17 protein-coding genes are annotated in these 18,970 nt (G+C 72.3%); 8 read left to right on the top strand and 9 right to left on the bottom strand.

The features are described from left to right. Nucleotides 1-133: 133 nt before the first annotated feature. Nucleotides 134-586 (bottom strand): DUF4442 domain-containing protein, encoded by a 453-nt coding sequence (locus tag ACFV2J_RS28955; RefSeq protein ID WP_385095170.1) that lies wholly within the window; start codon nucleotides 584-586, stop codon nucleotides 134-136. 149 nt (nucleotides 587-735) lie between these two features. On the opposite strand from ACFV2J_RS28955, the gene ACFV2J_RS28950 reads away from it, so the two are divergent. Both ACFV2J_RS28950 and ACFV2J_RS28945 read left to right on the top strand, forming a co-directional pair. Further along, nucleotides 736-1,770 carry a hypothetical protein gene (locus tag ACFV2J_RS28950; RefSeq protein WP_385095173.1) on the top strand — a complete coding sequence of 345 codons (1,035 nt, stop codon included), beginning with the start codon at nucleotides 736-738 and terminating at the stop codon, nucleotides 1,768-1,770. 192 nt (nucleotides 1,771-1,962) lie between these two features. Next, nucleotides 1,963-3,306 (top strand): MFS transporter, encoded by a 1,344-nt coding sequence (locus tag ACFV2J_RS28945; protein WP_385095176.1) that lies wholly within the window; start codon nucleotides 1,963-1,965, stop codon nucleotides 3,304-3,306. Here the strand turns inward: ACFV2J_RS28945 and ACFV2J_RS28940 are convergent. Together ACFV2J_RS28940 and tuf are read right to left on the bottom strand one after the other, a co-directional pair. Further along, a complete protein-coding gene (locus ACFV2J_RS28940; protein ID WP_385095179.1) occupies nucleotides 3,268-4,113 on the bottom strand; it encodes a spermidine synthase in 846 nt (281 codons plus the stop codon). The genes ACFV2J_RS28945 and ACFV2J_RS28940 overlap by 39 nt on opposite strands. A 102-nt stretch (nucleotides 4,114-4,215) precedes the next feature. Next, nucleotides 4,216-5,385 (bottom strand): elongation factor Tu, encoded by a 1,170-nt coding sequence (tuf, locus tag ACFV2J_RS28935; protein WP_385095182.1) that lies wholly within the window; start codon nucleotides 5,383-5,385, stop codon nucleotides 4,216-4,218. A 790-nt stretch (nucleotides 5,386-6,175) separates the two neighbouring features. Here tuf and ACFV2J_RS28930 point away from each other — a divergent pair. Then, on the top strand, nucleotides 6,176-6,955 hold the full coding sequence (locus tag ACFV2J_RS28930) for a TVP38/TMEM64 family protein (protein ID WP_385098500.1): 780 nt from the start codon (nucleotides 6,176-6,178) through the stop codon (nucleotides 6,953-6,955). A gap of 104 nt (nucleotides 6,956-7,059) precedes the next feature. On the opposite strand, the gene ACFV2J_RS28925 is transcribed toward ACFV2J_RS28930, so the two are convergent. Continuing rightward, complete coding sequence (locus ACFV2J_RS28925) at nucleotides 7,060-8,229, bottom strand: thiolase family protein (protein WP_385098049.1); 1,170 nt, start codon at nucleotides 8,227-8,229, stop codon at nucleotides 7,060-7,062. Between the two features lie 102 nt (nucleotides 8,230-8,331). Between ACFV2J_RS28925 and ACFV2J_RS28920 the strand changes: the two genes are divergently transcribed. Beyond that, nucleotides 8,332-8,793, top strand: a complete 462-nt coding sequence (locus tag ACFV2J_RS28920) for a winged helix-turn-helix transcriptional regulator (protein ID WP_385098052.1) — start codon at nucleotides 8,332-8,334, stop codon at nucleotides 8,791-8,793. Nucleotides 8,794-9,095: 302 nt separating this feature from the next. Here the strand turns inward: ACFV2J_RS28920 and ACFV2J_RS28915 are convergent, their stop codons facing one another. Genes ACFV2J_RS28915 through ACFV2J_RS28905 form a run of 3 tightly spaced genes read right to left on the bottom strand, consistent with a single transcriptional unit; the run spans nucleotide 9,096 to nucleotide 12,018 of the window. Next, nucleotides 9,096-9,830: a cupin domain-containing protein gene (locus ACFV2J_RS28915; protein WP_385098301.1), complete on the bottom strand. Its 735-nt coding sequence runs from the start codon at nucleotides 9,828-9,830 to the stop codon at nucleotides 9,096-9,098. Next, a complete protein-coding gene (locus tag ACFV2J_RS28910) occupies nucleotides 9,824-10,765 on the bottom strand; it encodes a PmoA family protein (RefSeq protein ID WP_385441365.1) in 942 nt (313 codons plus the stop codon). Before ACFV2J_RS28910 ends, ACFV2J_RS28915 begins: the two co-directional genes overlap by 7 nt. Next, nucleotides 10,762-12,018 carry a Gfo/Idh/MocA family protein gene (locus ACFV2J_RS28905; RefSeq protein ID WP_385093452.1) on the bottom strand — a complete coding sequence of 419 codons (1,257 nt, stop codon included), beginning with the start codon at nucleotides 12,016-12,018 and terminating at the stop codon, nucleotides 10,762-10,764. The genes ACFV2J_RS28910 and ACFV2J_RS28905 overlap by 4 nt, the downstream gene beginning before the upstream one ends. Before the next feature lie 366 nt (nucleotides 12,019-12,384). Between ACFV2J_RS28905 and ACFV2J_RS28900 the strand changes: the two genes are divergently transcribed. From ACFV2J_RS28900 to ACFV2J_RS28890, 3 genes are all read left to right on the top strand, one after another. Beyond that, complete coding sequence (locus tag ACFV2J_RS28900) at nucleotides 12,385-13,260, top strand: undecaprenyl-diphosphate phosphatase (RefSeq protein WP_385093455.1); 876 nt, start codon at nucleotides 12,385-12,387, stop codon at nucleotides 13,258-13,260. A gap of 349 nt (nucleotides 13,261-13,609) precedes the next feature. Then, nucleotides 13,610-14,032, top strand: a complete 423-nt coding sequence (locus ACFV2J_RS28895) for a DUF3761 domain-containing protein (RefSeq protein ID WP_385093458.1) — start codon at nucleotides 13,610-13,612, stop codon at nucleotides 14,030-14,032. Nucleotides 14,033-14,344: 312 nt separating this feature from the next. Further along, nucleotides 14,345-14,524: a hypothetical protein gene (locus tag ACFV2J_RS28890; protein WP_153291819.1), complete on the top strand. Its 180-nt coding sequence runs from the start codon at nucleotides 14,345-14,347 to the stop codon at nucleotides 14,522-14,524. 245 nt (nucleotides 14,525-14,769) lie between these two features. Here ACFV2J_RS28890 and ACFV2J_RS28885 read toward each other — a convergent pair whose 3' ends face one another. Together ACFV2J_RS28885 and ACFV2J_RS28880 are read right to left on the bottom strand one after the other, a co-directional pair. Beyond that, on the bottom strand, nucleotides 14,770-16,137 hold the full coding sequence (locus ACFV2J_RS28885; protein ID WP_385093461.1) for a DUF4157 domain-containing protein: 1,368 nt from the start codon (nucleotides 16,135-16,137) through the stop codon (nucleotides 14,770-14,772). 343 nt (nucleotides 16,138-16,480) lie between these two features. Further along, entirely contained in the window at nucleotides 16,481-17,221 is a 741-nt protein-coding gene (locus ACFV2J_RS28880) for an SDR family NAD(P)-dependent oxidoreductase (protein ID WP_385093462.1), read from the bottom strand. A 159-nt stretch (nucleotides 17,222-17,380) separates the two neighbouring features. Here ACFV2J_RS28880 and ACFV2J_RS28875 point away from each other — a divergent pair, with 159 nt between their 5' ends. Then, nucleotides 17,381-18,826: a glyceraldehyde-3-phosphate dehydrogenase gene (locus tag ACFV2J_RS28875; protein WP_385093465.1), complete on the top strand. Its 1,446-nt coding sequence runs from the start codon at nucleotides 17,381-17,383 to the stop codon at nucleotides 18,824-18,826. Nucleotides 18,827-18,970: the final 144 nt, after the last annotated feature.

Here is an 18,970-nt window from a genome sequence, read left to right as displayed (position 1 = left end):
ACACAACTGAGTCCCCCCCCGCCCGCGCTCGGTCTCCCCCGAGCCCTTGCACACCCGGGGCGCCCCCGCGGGCCCCCCCCCCCCGCGGGGCCGGGGGGGGGGGCCCCCCCCCCCCCCGTCGCGGGTGGTCCGCTCAGCCGTTGGGTCGCAGGGTCCACACGACGGTCATCTCGCCGGTGACGGCGCCGTCCGCGCGCTGGATGGCGACGGCGACGGGGAACTCGGGGCGCTGCCCCGCGTCGAGCTCGGCGACGACGTCGGCGGCCGGACGGCCGAGGGTCGCGGTGGCGGTGACCGGCCCCATCGCCAGCTTCCTGTAGGCGATCTCGGCGCTCACCGCGAGCGGCACGGCACGCGAGAGCTGCTCCCCGAAGGCGGCGAGGACGATCGCCCCGCTCGCCGACTCGCCCAGGGTGAACATCGCTCCGGCGTGCGGCCCGCCGACGTGGTTGTGGTACTCGCTCTGGTCCGGGAGGCTCACCACGGCCTTCTCCGGCGTGGTCTCCACGAACTCGAGGTTGAGGGTCCGGGCCATCGGAACCGTGGCGGCGAGCATCTCGCCGATCGTCATCTGGTCTGCGCTCATGCCCGAATGTTACCCATGAGTAGAAAATCTTGACCAGCACCCGGCCATGTGAAGAAAACGAAAAGATCCGCCCTCGATCCCTGACCGGTACATGCCTGAAGAAGAGCAGTGACCGAAACGTGTCACAGCCGCTACTAGGGTTACTGCCCATGTGGCCAGGACAGCAGCCGCCCGGGGGCGAGCAGAACCCGCAGAACCAGAATCCGCAGCAGCCCAACCCCTACCAGCAGCCGGGGTACCAGCAGCCGAATCCGTATCAGCAGCCCGGATACCAGCAGCCCAATCCGTACGGGCAGCCGCAGTGGGGGACCGTCCCGGAGCCGCCCGGGGCGCCCGGCGGCCCGGGGGGCGGGAACGGGGGCGGCGGCAACAGGACGAAGGTCACCGCCATCGTCGCGGCCTCGGCCGTCGTGATCGCGGCGGGCGTCACCGGCTTCCTCGTCCTGGGCGGCAAGGGCAAGGACGACGACGCGGGCGGCGGTCCGTCCACCTCCACGTCCCCGAAGACGTCCGCCTCGACGTCGCCGAGCGCGAGCGGGAGCGACGACAACCCGCGCGGCACCGACGACGAGAAGCCGACCGTCGCTGGCTGGAAGGTCGTCGTCAACCCCAAGTGGGGCACCGCGTTCGACGTGCCGGCCGACTGGAACGTCCTCACGCCCGGTACCTTCATCGGCTTCGAGGACAAGAAGAAGGGCGACGGTTCCGCCGTCATCGGCATGTCCGCGCCCGCCTTCCTCAAGGAGAAGTGGTGCACGTCCGACGACGACAAGGACGGTCGGACGGACGACACGGCGCTGGCCGGCGCGGGCACCAAGGGACAGAGCGGCGCCAAGAACACCGACGACGTCGCGCGCAACGACTCCGCCTGGTGGGTGTTCGGCGGCTACACCGACCAGAAGGAAACCTCGAATAAACTGCTCAGGATCGGCAAGCCCACGGCGTACACGACGGCTTCCGGCATCACGGGCAGCGTCGCGACGACCTATTCGACCGGCGTGCCGAAGAAGGGCAAGTGCGACTCGGACGGCAAGGCCACCACGTTCGCCTTCAAGAACTCGGCGGGCGACTTCGTGTCCTGGACGCTCTACGGCGCGAAGGGCGTCGGCGAGGAGGTCCCCGACGCCACCGTCCGGAAGATATTGAGCACGGTCCGGCTGCACGGCGAGCCGACCGGGTCCTGACGGACGCACGCCGAACCGGCGGGTTCACGGGCGTCGCACGCCGAACGGGCGGGTTCACGGGCGTCGGACGGTGAGCCGGCGGGGCGTGGGCGACGCCGGGAAGCGCTGAGCCGCCGTCCGGAGGCCTGAGCGGTCTCCGGACGGCCCGCCCCGGGTTTGGCAAGTCGGGCACCGGGCGGCGAAAGTGACCCGGTGACCTCTGCCCCCGACCTCCGTCGACACCCTCGCCGTCCCTCCTGGGCGGGCCGGAACTACTCCCTGCTGACCGCCGCCGCGGTCATCACCAACCTGGGCAGCCAGGGCGCGCTGATCGCCTCGGCGTTCGCGGTGCTCGAAACGGGCGGCGACGGCGGTGACGTCGGCCTGGTGGCGGCGGCGCGGACACTGCCGCTGGTCCTCTTCCTGCTGATCGGCGGCGCGGTGGCGGACCGGCTGCCGCGCCATCGGGTGATGGTCGCGGCCAACGCCCTCAACTGCGTCTCGCAGGCCGCGTTCGCGCTTCTCGTGCTGTCCGGCGAACCGCGGCTGTGGCAGATGCTGCTGCTGTCCGCGCTCGGCGGCACCGGGCAGGCGTTCTTCGGTCCGGCCGCCGAGGGCATGCTGATGTCGTCGGTCGACGGAGAGCAGGCGAGCCGCGCGTTCGCCATGTTCCGGATGGCGATGCAGGGCGCGGGGCTCGGCGGGGCCGCGCTCGGCGGGGCCCTGGTGGCGGTGATCGGGCCCGGCTGGGTGCTCGCGGTGGACGCGGTGGCGTTCGCCCTCGCCGGGGCGCTGCGCTCGTTCCTCGACGTGAGCCACATACCGCCGCGCCGGCCCGGCGGCGGACTGCTCTCCGACCTCCGCGAGGGCTGGCAGGAGTTCGCCGGACGGCCCTGGCTGTGGACGGTCGTCGCCCAGTTCTCCGTGGTCGTCGCGGTCGTGGGCGCCGCCGACGCGGTCTACGGTCCACTGGTCGCCCGGGACAGCCTCGGCGGGCCCGGGCCCTGGGGTCTGGCCCTCGGCGCGTTCGGCGCGGGCACGGTCGGCGGCGCGCTGCTGATGACCCGCTGGAAGCCACGCCGGCTGCTGCTCGCGGGCACCCTCTGCGTCTTCCCGCTCGCCGCGCCCGCCGCCGCGCTCGCGGTGCCGGTGCCGGTGGTGCCGCTGTGCGCCGTGATGTTCGTCAGCGGGGCGGCGATAGAGGTGTTCGGCGTCTCGTGGATGACCGCGCTGCACCAGGAGATCCCCGAGGACAAGCTCTCGCGCGTCTCGGCGTACGACTGGTTCGGCTCGATCGCGATGGTGCCGCTGGCCACGGCCCTGGCGGGCCCGGCTGAGCAGGCGTTCGGCCGGACCGCAGCCCTGTGGAGCTGTTCGGCGCTGGTCGTCGTGGTCACGGCGGCGGTGCTGTTCGTACCGGACGTACGGAATCTGACCCGGCGGACCAAGCCCGTGGCACAGGGATCGCCGTCGGCGGACGCACGGCGTGCGTCATCGCCCCTGGCGGACGTACGCGCGTCAGCCGATGCCGAAGACGCCGCCGGGCGGCTCGGGTGAGGGGACCGCGTCCTCGTCGCGGACGGGTGCGGCACCGCCGATGAATCTGCGAAGCGCGGAGCCGTGTTCCACCCGCGCCGGGAACGCGTCGGAGGCCGTTCGGCGGGCCAGGGCGGCCGTGTCGAGCGGGTGGTGGGAGGCCACCAGCACCGCGTTGCCGAACCGCCGTCCGCGCAGCACGCCCGGTTCGGCGATCACCGCCAGTTCCTCGAACACCGTGGAGAACGTGGCGAGTTGGGAGCGCAGGAAGGCGAAGGGGGCGGAGTCGGCGAGGTTGGCCAGGTAGACACCGTCGTCGCGCAGGACGCGCCCGGCGGCGTGCGCGTACGCCGTGGACGTCAGGTGCGCGGGGACGCGCGAGCCGCCGAAGACGTCCGCGATCACGATGTCGACGGAGGCGGGCGCGGCTGATTCGAGCCACTCCCGGGCGTCCGCGCCGTGCACGGTGATACCGGCGTCGTCGGCCACGGGCAGGTGCTCGCCGATCAGGGACAGCAGACCCCGGTCGGCCTCGACCACGTCCTGACGTGCGCCCGGCCGGGTCGCGGCCACGTAGCGGGGCAGTGTCAGCGCGCCCCCGCCGAGGTGCAGCACGTCCGGTTCTTGCCCCGGCGCGACGACCGTGTCCAGCACGTGCCCGAGCCGCCGCGCGTACTCGAACTCCAGATGCGTGGGCTCGTCCAGGTCCACGTACGACTGCGGTGCCCCGTCGACCGTCAACAGCCAGGCCCGTTTCCGGTCGACGTCCGGCATCAGCTTGGCGGTCCCGTGATCCACGGCCCGCATCACGGGTATCGGCTCGTCCACGCGTCCATTGTGCCGCCCCGGTCCCGCACGGGGTGCCGGACGAACGGGTGCCCGCCGCCTTCGCGACGGGCACCCGTGTCCCCCGCACCTCTCCCCCGGCCGTCAGCCGACCGACGTCACCGTGCCCGCGCCGACCGTCCGGCCGCCCTCACGGATCGCGAAACCCAGGCCGGGCTCCAGCGGCACCTCGCGCCCCAGCTCGACCGTCATCGTGACGGTGTCGCCGGGCCGGGCGACCGCCCGCTCGCCGAGGTCGACGTCGCCGACCACGTCCGCGGTACGGATGTAGAACTGCGGCCGGTACCCGGTGGCGACCGGCGTCGTCCGTCCGCCCTCGCCCGACGACAGGACGTACACCCGCGCCGAGAAGCGGCGGCTGGGCACGACGCTGCCGGGCGCGGCGACGATGTGCCCGCGCCGTACGGCGTCCCGGGGCACCCCGCGCAGCAGCAACGCCACGTTGTCCCCGGCCTGCGCCTCCGCCATGGGCTTGCCGAAGGTCTCCAGACCCGTGACCACCGTGTCGACGGCGGCGCCGAGCACCTCGACACGGTCGCCGACCCGGATCGTGCCGCGCTCGACGGCGCCCGTGACCACGGTCCCGCGCCCGGTGATGGTGAGCACGTTCTCGACCGGGAGCAGGAACGGCGCGTCGACGTACCGCTCGGGCATGGGCACGTACGTGTCCACCGCGTCGAGCAGCGCGTCGATCGCCCCGGTCCAGCGGGGGTCCCCCTCCAGCGCCCTGAGACCGGACACCCGGACGACGGGGACGGACTCGCCTCCGTAGCCGTGCGCGGAGAGCAGGTCGCGGACCTCCAGCTCCACGAGGTCGGTGAGCTCCTCGTCCCCCGCGTCGGCCTTGTTCAGGGCGACGACGATGTGGTCGACGCCCACCTGCCGGGCGAGCAGCACGTGCTCGGCGGTCTGCGGCATGATCCCGTCGAGCGCGGAGACGACGAGGATCGCCCCGTCGAGCTGCGCCGCGCCGGTGACCATGTTCTTGACGTAGTCGGCGTGGCCCGGCATGTCGACATGCGCGTAGTGCCGGGTGTCGGTCTCGTACTCGACGTGCGCGATGTTGATGGTGATGCCGCGCGCGGCCTCCTCCGGGGCGCGGTCGATGCGGTCGAAGGGCACGAACGTGCCGGAACCGCGCTCGGCGAGCACCTTGGTGATGGCGGCGGTCAGGGTGGTCTTGCCGTGGTCGACATGACCCATGGTGCCGATGTTCAGGTGCGGCTTGGTCCGCACGTAAGCCGTCTTGGGCATGGGTGTACCTCGAAGCCTCTTCGGTGTCAGCGGAGCTGAGGGAGGGTCCCGGCGCTCATGGCCGGGACGGGGACCCCGAGGACCTGCCGACCCTCCCCCTGCGGGGTCCGCCGGACAATCCGGGAAGGGTCAGCTTCGGGCGCCGTCGACGGCTGCCGCGATGATCGGGACGGCAGCCTTCGGCGCGTCCGCGACTGCGGACGCTGCGAGGAGGAAGGCGTACCGGAACATGAGGCGATCATCGCCGACATGTCCGGCCACGTCGAACGGTTTTTCCCGCGGCCGGTTCTCGCGGCCGGTTCCGGCGCTCGGTTCCGGCGACGGCGTGTGGTGCTGGCGGCTCGTCAGGGACGCGCGGTCCGGCGGCCGGTGCGCTGACGACGGGCCACCGGCGGGCATCCGGAGGAGAGTTGGCTCACACGGTCGCACGACCGGATGGAAGGTGGAGCGGCGGAACCGGCGCTCCCTACGCGGCCGGCGGCCTACCGCCACGACGGTGCGGTACGTGTCCGCGGGGGCCGCGGTGACGGGAGGAGCCGTGTGGGAGGGGCCGCCGCGAACGGGCGTGGTCAGACCCCGGAGGGGGCGTCGTCGTTCCTGTACGCCCGTGCGGCCGCGGGGCGTTGCGGATCAACCGCCACGACGCCGGTGCCGGTGCGCCGCACCGGCACCGTTGCCCGGAGGGCCGCCGTCCGACAGCTCGAACCGGGCACCGGACGTTCCGGAAGCTGTGACCCCCATGAGACGGACCATACGGCGATCACACACACGGGTCGGTTACTGTCGCCGAATGCTCGATGCCACCACCCGCTCTGGGGGCACCGCCACGGCCGTCCCCGCGGCCCCCGCCACGGAGCTCTCGCTCGCCGCGGAGCTCGCCGTCTCCACTCCCACGGGCCTCGCCGCACGGTGCACGAGAGTCCTGCTCTCGCCCTGGTCCCGGCTCTCCCTGCTGCTGGCGCTACTCGCCGCGTCCGCGGCGAGCGTGCTGCTCTTCGAACCCCAGCGACTGCTCTCCGACGGCTGGCCACCGCAGCTCAGCGGTGCGGCGGCCGCCCTGGTCTTCGGGGTCGCGTACGGGCTGTGCACGGTGGCGTTCGTGCCCCGGCCGCTGCTCAACCTCGCCGCCGGCGCGCTGTTCGGCTCCCAGCTCGGCCTCGCCACGGCGCTCGCGGGTACGGTGCTCGGCGCCGGGATCGCCTTCGGGCTCGGCCGGATCCTCGGGCAGGACGCGCTGCGTCCGCTGCTGCGCGCGCGCTGGCTGAAGGCGGCCGACGGGCAGCTCAGCCGGCACGGCTTCCGCACGATGATGATGGCCCGTCTGTTCCCCGGAGTGCCCTTCTGGGCGGCGAACTACTGCGCCGCCGTCTCCCGGATGGGCTGGCTGCCGTTCCTCCTGGCCACTGCCCTGGGGTCGGTCCCGAACACCGCCGCGTACGCCGTCGCCGGCGCCCGGGCCTCGGCGCCCACCTCGCCCGCCTTCCTGATCGCGATGGGCTTCATCGCGCTGCCCGCGCTGGCCGGCGCCGTCGTGGCCTGGCGCAAGCGCCACCACCTGCGCGGACACTGACACCACGGGTTCCGGGGCGCGCGGGGACGCCCCGGAACCCGGGACCTCGACGGCCGCGCCGAACGCCCGGGAACCCGGGGCCGGTACGAGCCGGCCCGTCCGCGCTAGACCGCCTCCAGCACCATCGCGTTGGCGAGCCCGCCCGCCTCGCACATCGTCTGGAGTCCGTAGCGGGCGCCGCGGGCGCGCAGGGCGTGCACGAGGGTGGTCGTGAGCCGCGTGCCGCTCGCGCCGAGCGGGTGGCCGAGCGCGATCGCCCCGCCGTGCACGTTGACCCGGGAGAGGTCCGCGCCGGTCTCCTGCTGCCAGGCCAGGACGACGCTCGCGAAGGCCTCGTTCACCTCGAAGAGGTCGATGTCACCGAGCGAGAGCCCGGCCCTGCGGAGCACCTTCTCGGTGGCCGGGATGACGCCCGTGAGCATCAGCAGCGGGTCGGATCCGGTGACGGCGAAGCTGTGCAGGCGCGCCAGCGGGCGCAGGCCGAGGCGGGCCGCGGTCTCGCCCGACATGATGAGCACGGCCGACGCGCCGTCGTTGATGGGGCTCGCGTTGCCCGCCGTGACGGACCAGTCGATCTGCGGGAAGCGCTCGGCGACGGCCGGGTGGTAGTAGGCGGGCTTGAGCCCGGCGAGTGTCTCCGTGGTGCTGGCGGGCCGGATGCTCTCGTCACGGGTCACGCCCTGAAGGGGAGCGACCTCGGCGTCGAAGAGACCGGCGTCCCAGGCCGCGGCCGCCTTCTGGTGCGAACCCACCGCGTACGTGTCCAGCTGCTCACGCGACAGGCCCCACTTCGCGTTGATCAGCTCGGCACTGATGCCCTGCGGCACCAGGCCCTCGGGGTAGCGCTCGGCGATCCCGGGGCCGAAGGGGCCCTCGGTACCGAGGATGTTCGACCCCATCGGCACACGGCTCATGGATTCGACCCCGCAGGCCACCGCGATGTCGTACGCCCCCGACAGGACGCCCTGCGCCGCGAAGTGCACGGCCTGCTGGGAGGACCCGCACTGCCGGTCCACGGTGGTCGCGGGCACCGTCTCGGGGAATCCGGCCGAGAGCACCGCGTACCGGGTGAGGTTCGCGGCCTGCTCCCCGACCTGGGTGACGGTGCCGCCGATGACGTCGTCGATCAGCGCCGGGTCGATCCCGGAGCGCTCGACGAGGGTGCGCAGCGTGTGGGCGAGGAGCTCCACGGGGTGGACATGGGCGAGAGAACCGTTCGGCTTGCCCTTGCCGACGGGCGTGCGGACGGCTTCCACGATGACGGCATCACGCATGACTGCTCTCCGAACTCATCGAGTTTGCATTCCAAACTTGCTAAGTGACTCCAGAGTAACCCAGCGAGTTGGACATTCCAACCCACCCTTTAGACTGAGGGCATGAAGGACCCCCGCCCCTGCTCGATCGCCGAGACCCTGGCCCTCGTCGGCGAGAAGTACTCCCTGCTGGTGATGCGGGAGGTCTCCCTCGGCGTCACCCGCTTCGACCAGCTCGCCCGCAACATCGGCGCCCCGCGCGACGTGCTCACCGCCCGCCTGAAGCGACTCGTCGACATCGGCGTGCTGGAGAAGGCCGAGTACAGCGACCGCCCGAAGCGCTACGAGTACCGGGCCACGCGGGCCGGGCGGGAGCTGCAACCGGTGCTGCTGACGCTGATGGCGTGGGGCGACCGTCATCTCCAGGAGGACGGTTTCCGCCCGATGGTGATGGAGCACACCTGCGGCCACGAGCTGGTCCCGCAAGTGGTCTGCGGGGAGTGCGGCCAGGAGATCGGGCAGGGTGATCTCACGGCCCACCCGCAGTACCCGGGCTGGACGGTGACGGGACCCTCGGGGACGTAGTCACGGGACCCGGAGCCCCGGCACGGGACCCGCGGTGGCGCGATCACGTGACCCGCGGCGGGCCGCGCACAGGTTTCCCGGCGCCGCCGCCGGTGACCCCTCGCCCCGGCCGCTCCCGTCCGGCCCCGCCCGGTCCGCCTAAGGGCTGTCCCGTAATCCCCGGCGGGCGCACGACGATAGCTACGGCACCTCGCCGCGTTGTCGGATCGCCCGAATACACCCAGTATGAGGACGACCCTCCGCCTTGCGATGCACCGCATCTGACGCCGCGCGCTGATCCACCGGGGATTACGGGACAGCCCTTAGCCGGTCCCCTCGTAGACGTCCAGCCGGCCGCACATCCCGAAGCGGCCGTACGCGGCGGGCTGTTCGGACCGTACGAGGGCCTCGCCGAGGTGGGAGACGTCGCCGCGTTCCAGCCGGGCGAGCTGCTCACCCGTGACCGCGGCGGCGGCCTCGGCACCGCGCCGCCACCGCTCGCGCCACTCGGCGAGCCGGGGCCGCACCAGCGCGGCGGCGGCCCGGTGGAACGCGGCGAGCCGCTCGGGACCGTCCGCGGCGCGCAGCGCGCGGTAGCCCTCGACGGCCAGGTCGCGCCGGGCCCGGACGATCCGTTCCCGCTCCTCCTCGGGCGCGTCGCCCGGGACGGCCGTCGCGGCGGCGTACGTCCCGGGGTCGGTCAGATACTCCGGGGGCAGTGTGAGCACGGCGTCGCCCGCCTCCGGAAGCCCGCCGTTCTGCATCAGGACGGTGATGCGCAGACCGTCCTCGTCGACGAGCCGGTGGACGGTGCCGGGCGTGAACCAGGCGACCGTGCCCGGCGTGAGCGGCGTGACCTCGTACCCGGACGCCGTCAGCGTCTGGACCGCGCCCCGGCCGCCGGTGACGACGTACGCCTCCGAGCAGGTGAGGTGGACGTGCGGGGTTCCGCCGGACACGCCGTCGGCCGCGGGCCAGTCGTAGACGCGGAGGTGCGAGACCGCGACCGCACCGGGCAGGCCGGTGGAGCCCGGCAGCTCCTCGAAGCCGTTCACCACGGGTGCTCCTCCAGGTACTCGGCGATCTCCTCGCGTTCCCAGGCCCCGTCGGCCACGACCACCCGGTAGCGCCGGGTGAGGGTGTCCCCCGGGGCGAGTTCCAGTTCGTCGTAGAAGGCGAACGACGGGGCGACGGCGGCGAACGGTTCGTCGCGTACGAACCAGTGCGCCGGGTGCCCGCCGCACTCCCCGGCATGGTCGTTCCCGGGGGCGTGCGCGAAGACGAGCGTCGCGTGGCCGTCGGTCCCGTCGTGCTCGCCCGAATACGCGAGCCAGGGCGCCTGCCGTCCCATCAGGCCGGGCCCTTCGGAGTCGGGGCCGAGGATCCGTCCGCCGCGGAAGGCGCGCGGCCCGCGCCAGAACAGGCCCGTGTAACCGGCCATCTCCCGCCCCGCCGTGGTCGGACTGCCGAAGCGCAGCGGTTCCGTCCGCCGGTTGGTGACCGCCGTGGTCCAGGTGAGCGCCCAGGAACCGGACGCGTGGTCGAGGTCGTGCGCCTCGACCCGGCGTTCCTCCTCGGCCCAGAGTTCACCGTCGTGCGGATGCCAGGTGAGGCGCTCCGCGATGACCGCGCGGCCGCCGTCCGACCCGACCTCGTCGAAGCCGGCGTGCGCCATCGAACCGACCCGTTCCGGGAGTTCGAGGTATCCCCGCCCGTGGACGTAGGTGTTGCCGCCCCACAGGTTCTGGCCGGAGAGGTGCGAGGCCGTCATCTGCAGGCCCTTGTGCCAGCGGTGGTCGTGGGGCCGGTAGTCAGTGACGACGGCGCCCGCCGGCGTCCTGAGCGGGTGCAGATACGGCTTCGGGGCCTCCCACGCCGCCTCGGCACGGTAGACGTAGCTCAGCAGCTCGACTCCGGTGGCGGCGTCGGCGACCGTGACGCGGTCGCCGTGCGCGTGGACGATCCGCAGGCCCTCCCCGGCGGACGCGCTCATGCCGTCACCTCCCGGGTCGCGGTGGGCGCGGACCGCCCGGTGGACGGCGGGGACGCCGCCGGGGCGGGCGGCGCCCAGCCGGGGACGCCGCCGTGCAGCGCCGTGTAGAACGGATCGCCGGGCCCGACCTCGCCCGCGCGGACGGTCGTGCCCGTGAACGCCGACTTGTAGAGCGCGGTGATCAGTTCCAGGCCGGCGCGCGCTTCGGCGCCGCTGCTGCGCGGCCGCTCGGCCGCGCGCATGCTCGCGACCAGCTCCCGCAGCTGGGCGAGATGCGAACTCGGCACGTCCGCCCCGAAGTCCCGCCAGACCGCCACGTCCTCCCGCGGCACGTCCGGTGCCGGGGTGATGCGCCAGTCGGCGTTGGCATACCCGTACAGATGGGTGAGTTCGACGGTGGCGCGCTCGCAGTCGACGCGGATGCGGCTCACCTCGTCCGGGCTCAGGACGCTGTTGACGACGGTGGCCAGCGCGCCGTTCTCGAATCGGACGAGGGCGGTCGAGACGTCCTCGGTCTCCACGTCGTGCACCAGGCGGGCGGCCATCGCCCGCACCTCGCTCCACGGCCCCATGAGATCGAGCAGCAGGTCCATCTGGTGGATCCCGTGCCCCATCGCGGGGCCGCCGCCCTCCGTCTCCCAGCGGCCGCGCCAGGACACTGCGTAGTAGTCGGCGTCCCGGTACCAGGTGGTCTGACAGTGCGCGACGAGCGGGCGGCCCATGGCCCGCTCGGCGAGCAGCCGCTTCACGTGCCGGGCGCCGGAGCCGGACCGGTGCTGGAGGGCGACGGCGGCGTAGGGGCCTTCGCCCTCACCCTCCGCAGCCCGGACGGCGTCGAAGTCGGCCAGGGTGAGCACCGGCGGCTTCTCGCACCAGACCCAGGCCCCGGCGCGCAGCGCGGCGACGGTCTGATCGCGGTGCAGGGCCGGCGGGGTGCAGACGGCGACCAGGTCGGGCCGCCGCTCGGCGAGCATCCGGTCTGGATCGGTGTACGCGTGCGGGATGCCGGCCGCGGCGCAGAACTCCCGGACGGCGTCCTCGGCGGTGTCGGCGGCGGCCACGAGTTCCGTCTCGCCCTCCTCGGCGAGCCGGGCGAACGCGGGGACATGACTTCCGCGCGCGATGGAGCCCGTGCCGATGACGGCGACCCTGAGGGGGCGGCCGTCGAACGGGGTCGCGGGGCGGTTCGGCGGGGTCCGGAGCCCGTTCGAGGAGGGCTCGGGGCCGGCGGTCGCTCGGCGGGATGTGCTCATGTACCTGATCAGCGCTCCATCGGACGTGACGCCGGACGTGACGTCGGACGATGGCCAGCGCGTGGTGTCCCCTGGGGGCGGAACCGGCGACAGCAAGCGCTTTCCCCTTCGAGGGAACGTATGCGGCGACGCGGCAGCGGGTCAACACCCCGGCCACCGGGACCGGGCGGGCCGTCCCGCGCCACGGAGGCTCCCACGTTCGTACGACCAATCGAACAGTTCCTCTAGTAAAGGCAAACCCCCGTGGCAGTACGGCCCGTGCGGGGCGCTACGCTGCCTGCAACACCCGTGATCAGCGCGCACCGCGAACCGCGACACGGCGTGTCCCTCGGCCGTCCTCGATCAGCGCTTGGACCACCTCACTTCATGTCTTGGTTTGAATCCCTCATCCTCGGACTCGTCCAGGGGCTGACCGAATTCCTCCCCGTCTCCTCCAGCGCGCATCTGCGCCTGACCGCGGCGTTCTCCGGCTGGCACGACCCCGGAGCGGCCTTCACCGCGATCACGCAGCTCGGCACGGAGGCCGCGGTGCTGATCTACTTCCGCAAGGACGTGGGCCGGATCCTCGTGGCGTGGTTCCGCTCGCTCACGAGCAAGGCGATGCGGCGGGACCACGACGCCCAGATGGGCTGGCTCGTCATCGTCGGGTCCATACCGATCGGCGTGCTCGGGGTGACGCTCAAGGACCAGATCGAGGGTCCGTTCCGCGATCTGCGGGTCACCGCGACCATGCTGATCGTGATGGGCGTGGTCATCGGCGTGGCGGACCGGCTCGCGGCACGTGACGAGTCCGGCGGCAAGCACCGGGCCCCCAAGCAGCGCAAGACCATCGAGGACCTGAACACCAAGGACGGCCTGCTCTACGGCCTCTGCCAGGCGATGGCCCTGGTCCCCGGCGTCTCCCGGTCCGGCGCGACCATCAGCGGCGGCCTGTTCATGGGCTACACCCGCGAGGCGGCGGCGCGTTACTCCTTCCTCCTGGCCATGCCGGCCGTGCTCGCCTCGGGAACCTTCGAGGTGAAGGACGCCACCGAGAGCGGCCATGTCTCCTGGGGACCGACCATCTTCGCGACGGTCATCGCCTTCGTGGTCGGGTACGCCGTGATCGCGTGGTTCATGAAGTTCATCTCCCACAAGAGCTTCATGCCGTTCGTCTGGTACCGGATCGCGCTGGGCATCGTCATCATCGCCCTCGTCGGCGCGGATGTCCTGAGCCCTCACGCGGCGGAGTCCGCGGGCTGAGGCGGTCGTTCACGGTCGTTCCGTCAGCGCTTTCCGGGGTGACGGACGCACGGATGTGAAGGTCGTGCCGGTCGAACCCGGGGAGCTCCCGCACCCGCGGTGACCGGCCCGGACGGCCCCGCCGGCCCGGCCGTGAACGGTCACAACTGTGTCACCGCCCCCGCACGACGCTCACACTTCCTTCACACCTCCCGTTACGGTCTCCCCACCACGAAACGTCCTTGGGGGGACCATGTCGTACAACCAGCCTCCGCCGCCGCCCGGATACGGGCCGCCCGGATTCGGGCCGCCCGCACCGAACACGCCCGCCCCGCGGCCGGAAAGACCGAGGTGGGCCCGGAAGCGGTACGTGCTGCCCGCCATCGGCCTCGCCTTCGCCCTCGGCAGCGCCGCCGGCGGAGGCGGTCAGGACGGCACCACCACGAAGGCCGCTGCCGACAAGGTGCGGCCCGCCGCCACCGTCACCGCGACAGCCACGGCGACGGAGACCGCGACACCGAAGCCCGCGCCCACGGTGACCGCCACGAAGACGGTCAAGGTGAAGGTGACCGTCACCGCGAAGGCCGCCTCCGGCAGCGGGTCGTCCGGCGGCTCGTCCGGGAGCGGCTCGTCCGGCGGGTCGTCCGGGAGCGGCGGCTCAAGTTCCTCGGGCGGCTCCAGCGTTGCCGGAAACGGCGCCACGGCCCGCTGCAACGACGGCACTTATTCCTACGCCGCGCACCATCAGGGCGCCTGCTCGCACCATGGAGGCGTGGCCGTCTTCTACAAGTAGCCCAGGTCGCTCGCACGGGCATGCGTCAGGAGCGCGCGGCCGGACGCGCGAGCGCCCGCCCCGGTGCGGGGCGGGCCTCGGATCTCCGGACGGCCGGCCGGACACGGACACGCTCTCGGCCGGCGAACGCCCCGGGCTCACCACGGTCGGCGTCCGCCGGCCGAGCGGGCCCGCCGGGGTCCCCCGGGAGCGGGGTCGGCCCGGTTCGGGCCCGGCTCCCCGGGGCGGGGCACGCAGGCCGTGACGAACCACATACGGCGCGCGTAGCCGACCGGTAGCGGAGTGTCAGCCCGTACCCCTAGGCTGGTGCGCATGTCCCCCGACTTCACGTTCTCTGGTTCCGTGCGGTCCGCTGCCGCGTTGAACGAGCAGATCCGCGCCCTGTGGATGCGCTCGGGCGGCTCCCTGTCCGCCCAGGAGCGCGCGGAGTACGAGCTGTTGGTCGTGAAATGGGCCGAGGCGATCCGCGGAGAGGTCATCGAGGCGGCCTGAGCCCCGCCGCTCCGCAGGATGTCGTGCCGGGCGGCGCGCACGGTCCGCGGGAGCACCGCGCACTGTCCGCGCGAACACCGCGCACGGTCCGCGGGAACAACCCGAGCGGCACGAGAACCGGGATCGCCCTCCGGGGCCGGCGACGGCGCGCGTCAGGGTCCGGCCTCGCACGACGCGTCGCTTCGCTCCGGGCGGTTCCCGCTGCCGCCGTTCGGGGACGGGTCCCACGCTCCACGGCCGGATTGTCAGTCCTGGAACACCGACTTCTTGTAGCCGAGAATCTTCATGGCCTCCTCCTTCTTCTTTCCCGCCTCGAACTGACTCATATGGGCCGCCAACGCTGCCGGGTCCTGAACCTTGAGCAGGTACTCGGCCATTTCCTCTTTCTTGACCGCTTCGCGGAACTCGCTCTCGGTCAGCGGGGCCACGCCTTCCTCGAGCGAGTCCTTCCGCTCGATCCCGACGATGTCGTAGGGAGCGCCCTGCTTCGCGATCCAGCCGTGCTCGGAGCCGGTGGCGCCCTTCGCGAGATACTTTCTCTGGATCCGGATGGTCAGCACGTACCCGAACCGGGCCTCCGACGCGAATTTGCTTGCTATCTCAGCATCCGTGGAGAATTCGATCAGGCTCGCGGTCTCCTCGTTCCGGTGCTGGCTCACGTATCCCTCGACATGCTCACGCTCGGGCTTTGTGGCGTGCTCGTCAGGTTTCCGGACCATCTTCGGGAGGCTGACGAAAGAGCCGCGAATCACCTCCTTCTGGAGATGTTTCCGCTGCGTGGGCGTCACACCGCGCTTCAGATAAACTTCCTGTTCACTGTCTTCGGGCAGCGCTGCGATATGGTCTTCGGCGCTCAGTGCCAGTGGCTGATCCTGCAGAGCGATCCGCCTCCCGTCCTGGGACCCCTCCGACTGCTCCCCCGTTTCCATCATCCGCTGGACCGGTTCGTGCGTCCGCTGGACGGGTTCGCGCGAGCCGCTCGCCGCTGGGCGCGGGGCGGTGACGGAAGGGGCGGTCGTCTCACCCGCGGCGTAGGCGTGGCCGTCCCTCTCCGCTGCCCGTTCGGAGTCCTGCTTCGGGTCGGTGACGGTGACTCCGGCGCCGTTGCCGTGGCCCGTCTCGGGCACGCCCCTGAGGTTCTTGTCGACGTGGCTCAGCTCGTGGCCGATCAGCTTCTCGTCGCCTGCGGCCCCGGCCGAGAGGAAGATGTGGTGGCCGACGGTCATGGCCTGGGCCCCCAGCGCCGCCGTGGCACGCTGGGCCACCGCGTCACGGTGGACGCGGGTGGAGGAGAGCGCCTCGTTCTGATAGAACGCCCCGGCCTTCGCCACCACCGACGAAGGCAGCGACTCGCTCGACGAGTTCATGGCGGCGGCCAGCAGGGCGCCCTGCCCCTCCGGACCGGTGTCCCGCACCCCGCCGTGGACGTGTCCGTCCTCCTCCTCGGCGCGCGCGACACCGGCGCCGTCCGAGGAACGCTGCACCGGAGATTCCTGCGCCTGATGCCCGCATCCGAGCCCGTGCCGATGCTGGTCCTGCGCTCCCGGGTGCCCGGCCCGCCGCAGCATCTCGGCGACGGCCGTGTTCCCGCTACGGCTCTGCAGCTCGAGCATCCGTTGCACGGCCGTTCCGGCGGACACGGGACTCGCTCGCGGGCGCCGGGGTGCCGGCCCCTTCCCCGTCGTGGTGTTCTCGTCATGGGCCAGCCCCATACGGCTTCCTCCGGCATCAAAGACGACCAAGCCCACCACGTTCGCACGGAGGACGGCCACGTTCCCAGGGCCGCAGGGGCAGAGTCGCGGCCCTAAGGGCTGTCGTCATCACGTCCGTACGGTCTTCGGTCGCATCCCGACGGCGAAGGGGGCCACTGTGCCGATCGCACGGGATCACCGCCCGGCGCCCGCGCCCGTGACGGAACACGGGTCGGGCAGGGGCCGCCCCGCGTTCGTCGGCGGCTCACCGCCCGCCGGACACCCGTAGCACCGCCCCCGTGGCGTACGAGGCGTCGGGCGACATCAACCAGGAGACGGCGGCGGCGACTTCGTCCGCCCGGCCGACCCGGCGGAGGGGAATCGAGGAGGCGGCGCGCCCGGCGCGGCCCGGGTCGCCCATGGCCGCGTGCATCTCGGTGTCGATCATGCCGGGCGCGACCGCGTTGACCCTGATGCCGTCCGGGCCGAGCTCCTTGGCGAGACCCACGGTCAGAGCGTCGACGGCGGCCTTCGTCGCCGCGTAGTGGACGAACTCCCCGGGGCTGCCGAGAGTCGCCGCCGCCGAGGACACGTTCACGATGACGCCGCTCCCCCGGGCCGCCATGGACCGGGCGGCCCGCCGCGAACACAGCAGCGTGCCCAGCAGGTTGACGTCGACCACGCGGCGCAGGTCCGCGGGGTCCGTGTCCGCGAGCCGCCCGAGCGGACCGGTCACACCCGCGTTGTTCACCAGCCCGCCGACGGGCCCGAGCCGGTCCTCCGCCGTGTCGAAGAGCCGCTCCACGTCGTCCGCGTCGGAGGTATCCACCCGTACCGTGACACAGCGCGACCCCGCCGCGCGGACGGCCGTGGCGGTCGACTCCGCGGCCGCGCCGTCCCGCACGTAACCCACCACCAGGTCGTGCCCGTCCGCCGCCAGGCGGGCACAGATCGCGGCGCCGATCCCCCGGCTGCCACCCGTGACCACAGTGACCGGACGTGTCATGCGTGCCTCCTTCCGGCGGGCGGAGCCCCGCTCCGCGCTGTCCCTCGATCATGACTCCTGTCTTCGTATCCCTTCGCGACCCCGGCCGTACACCCCTCGGATGATCGAAAGAACGCGCGGGTTACCATATGAGCACCGCCTAGCTCGAAAGATAGACCTGTGACTGTCAATGACGACGCGTTCACCAACTGGAAGACCCGCGAGGAGATCGCGGAGTCGATGATCCCGATCATCGGGAAGCTGCACCGGGAGCGGGACGTCACGGTCCTCCTCCACAGCCGCTCCTTGGTGAACAAGTCGGTGGTCAGCCTTCTCAAGACCCACCGGTTCGCCCGGCAGATCGCCGGCGCGGAGCTCTCCGTCACCGAGACGCTGCCGTTCCTCCAGGCGCTGACCACGCTGGATCTCGGACCCTCCCAGATCGACCTCGGCATGCTCGCCGCGACGTACCGGAGCGACGATCTCGGGCTCTCCGTACCGGAGTTCACCGCGAGGGCCGTCGCCGGTGCCACGGGCGCCGGCAAGATCGAGCGCCGCGAGCCCCGTGACGTCGTGCTCTACGGCTTCGGCCGCATCGGCCGCCTCGTCGCCCGCCTGCTGATCGAGAAGGCCGGCTCCGGCAACGGCCTGCGGCTGCGCGCCGTCGTCGTCCGCCAGGGCGGGGACCAGGACATCGTCAAGCGCGCCTCGCTGCTGCGCCGCGACTCCATCCACGGCCAGTTCCAGGGCACGATCACCGTCGACGAGGCGAACAGCACGATCATCGCCAACGGCAACGAGATCAAGGTGATCTACGCCGGCGACCCGAGCGAGGTCGACTACACGGCGTACGGCATCAAGGACGCCATCCTCATCGACAACACCGGCAAGTGGCGTGACCGCGAAGGCCTGTCGAAGCACCTGCGCCCCGGGATCGACAAGGTGGTGCTCACCGCGCCCGGCAAGGGCGACGTCCCCAACATCGTGCACGGCGTCAACCACGACACGATCAAGCCGGACGAGCAGATCCTGTCCTGCGCCTCCTGCACCACCAACGCGATCGTCCCGCCGCTGAAGGCGATGGCCGACGAGTACGGCGTCCTGCGCGGTCATGTGGAGACCGTCCACTCGTTCACCAACGACCAGAACCTGCTGGACAATTACCACAGCTCCGACCGCCGGGGCCGCTCCGCGCCGCTCAACATGGTCATCACCGAGACGGGGGCCGCCTCCGCCGTCGCCAAGGCGCTGCCCGACCTCAAGGCCCCCATCACGGGCAGCTCGATCCGCGTCCCGGTGCCGGACGTCTCGATCGCCATCCTCAGCCTGCGGCTGGGGCGCGAGACCACCCGCGAGGAGGTCCTCGACCACCTCCGCGAGGTGTCGCTGACCTCGCCGCTCAAGCGTCAGATCGACTTCACCACCGCCCCCGACGCGGTGTCGAGCGACTTCATCGGCTCACGCCACGCCTCGATCGTCGACGCGGGCGCCACCAAGGTCGACGGCGACAACGCGATCCTCTACCTCTGGTACGACAACGAGTTCGGCTACTCCTGCCAGGTCATCCGGGTCGTCCAGCACGTCTCCGGGGTCGAGTACCCGACCTACCCGGTACCGGCCGTCTGATCCGGCGTCAGGACGGCGTGCCTGGCCGGCGTCGGAACCGGTCGCCGTGACCGACTTCGCCGGTCCCGCTCCTCACCCGGCCCGGGGGGGGGGCGGGCCCCGAGGCGGCCCCCCCCCCGCGGCGGGGGGCCCCCCGCCCGCGAG

Origin of the sequence: Streptomyces sp. NPDC059668, assembly GCF_042734135.1 — a bacterium.
Taxonomy (GTDB): Bacteria; Actinomycetota; Actinomycetes; order Streptomycetales; family Streptomycetaceae; genus Streptomyces.
The sequence above is the reverse complement of the archived record's forward strand: the minus strand, read 5'-3'. Positions and strand labels throughout refer to the sequence as shown.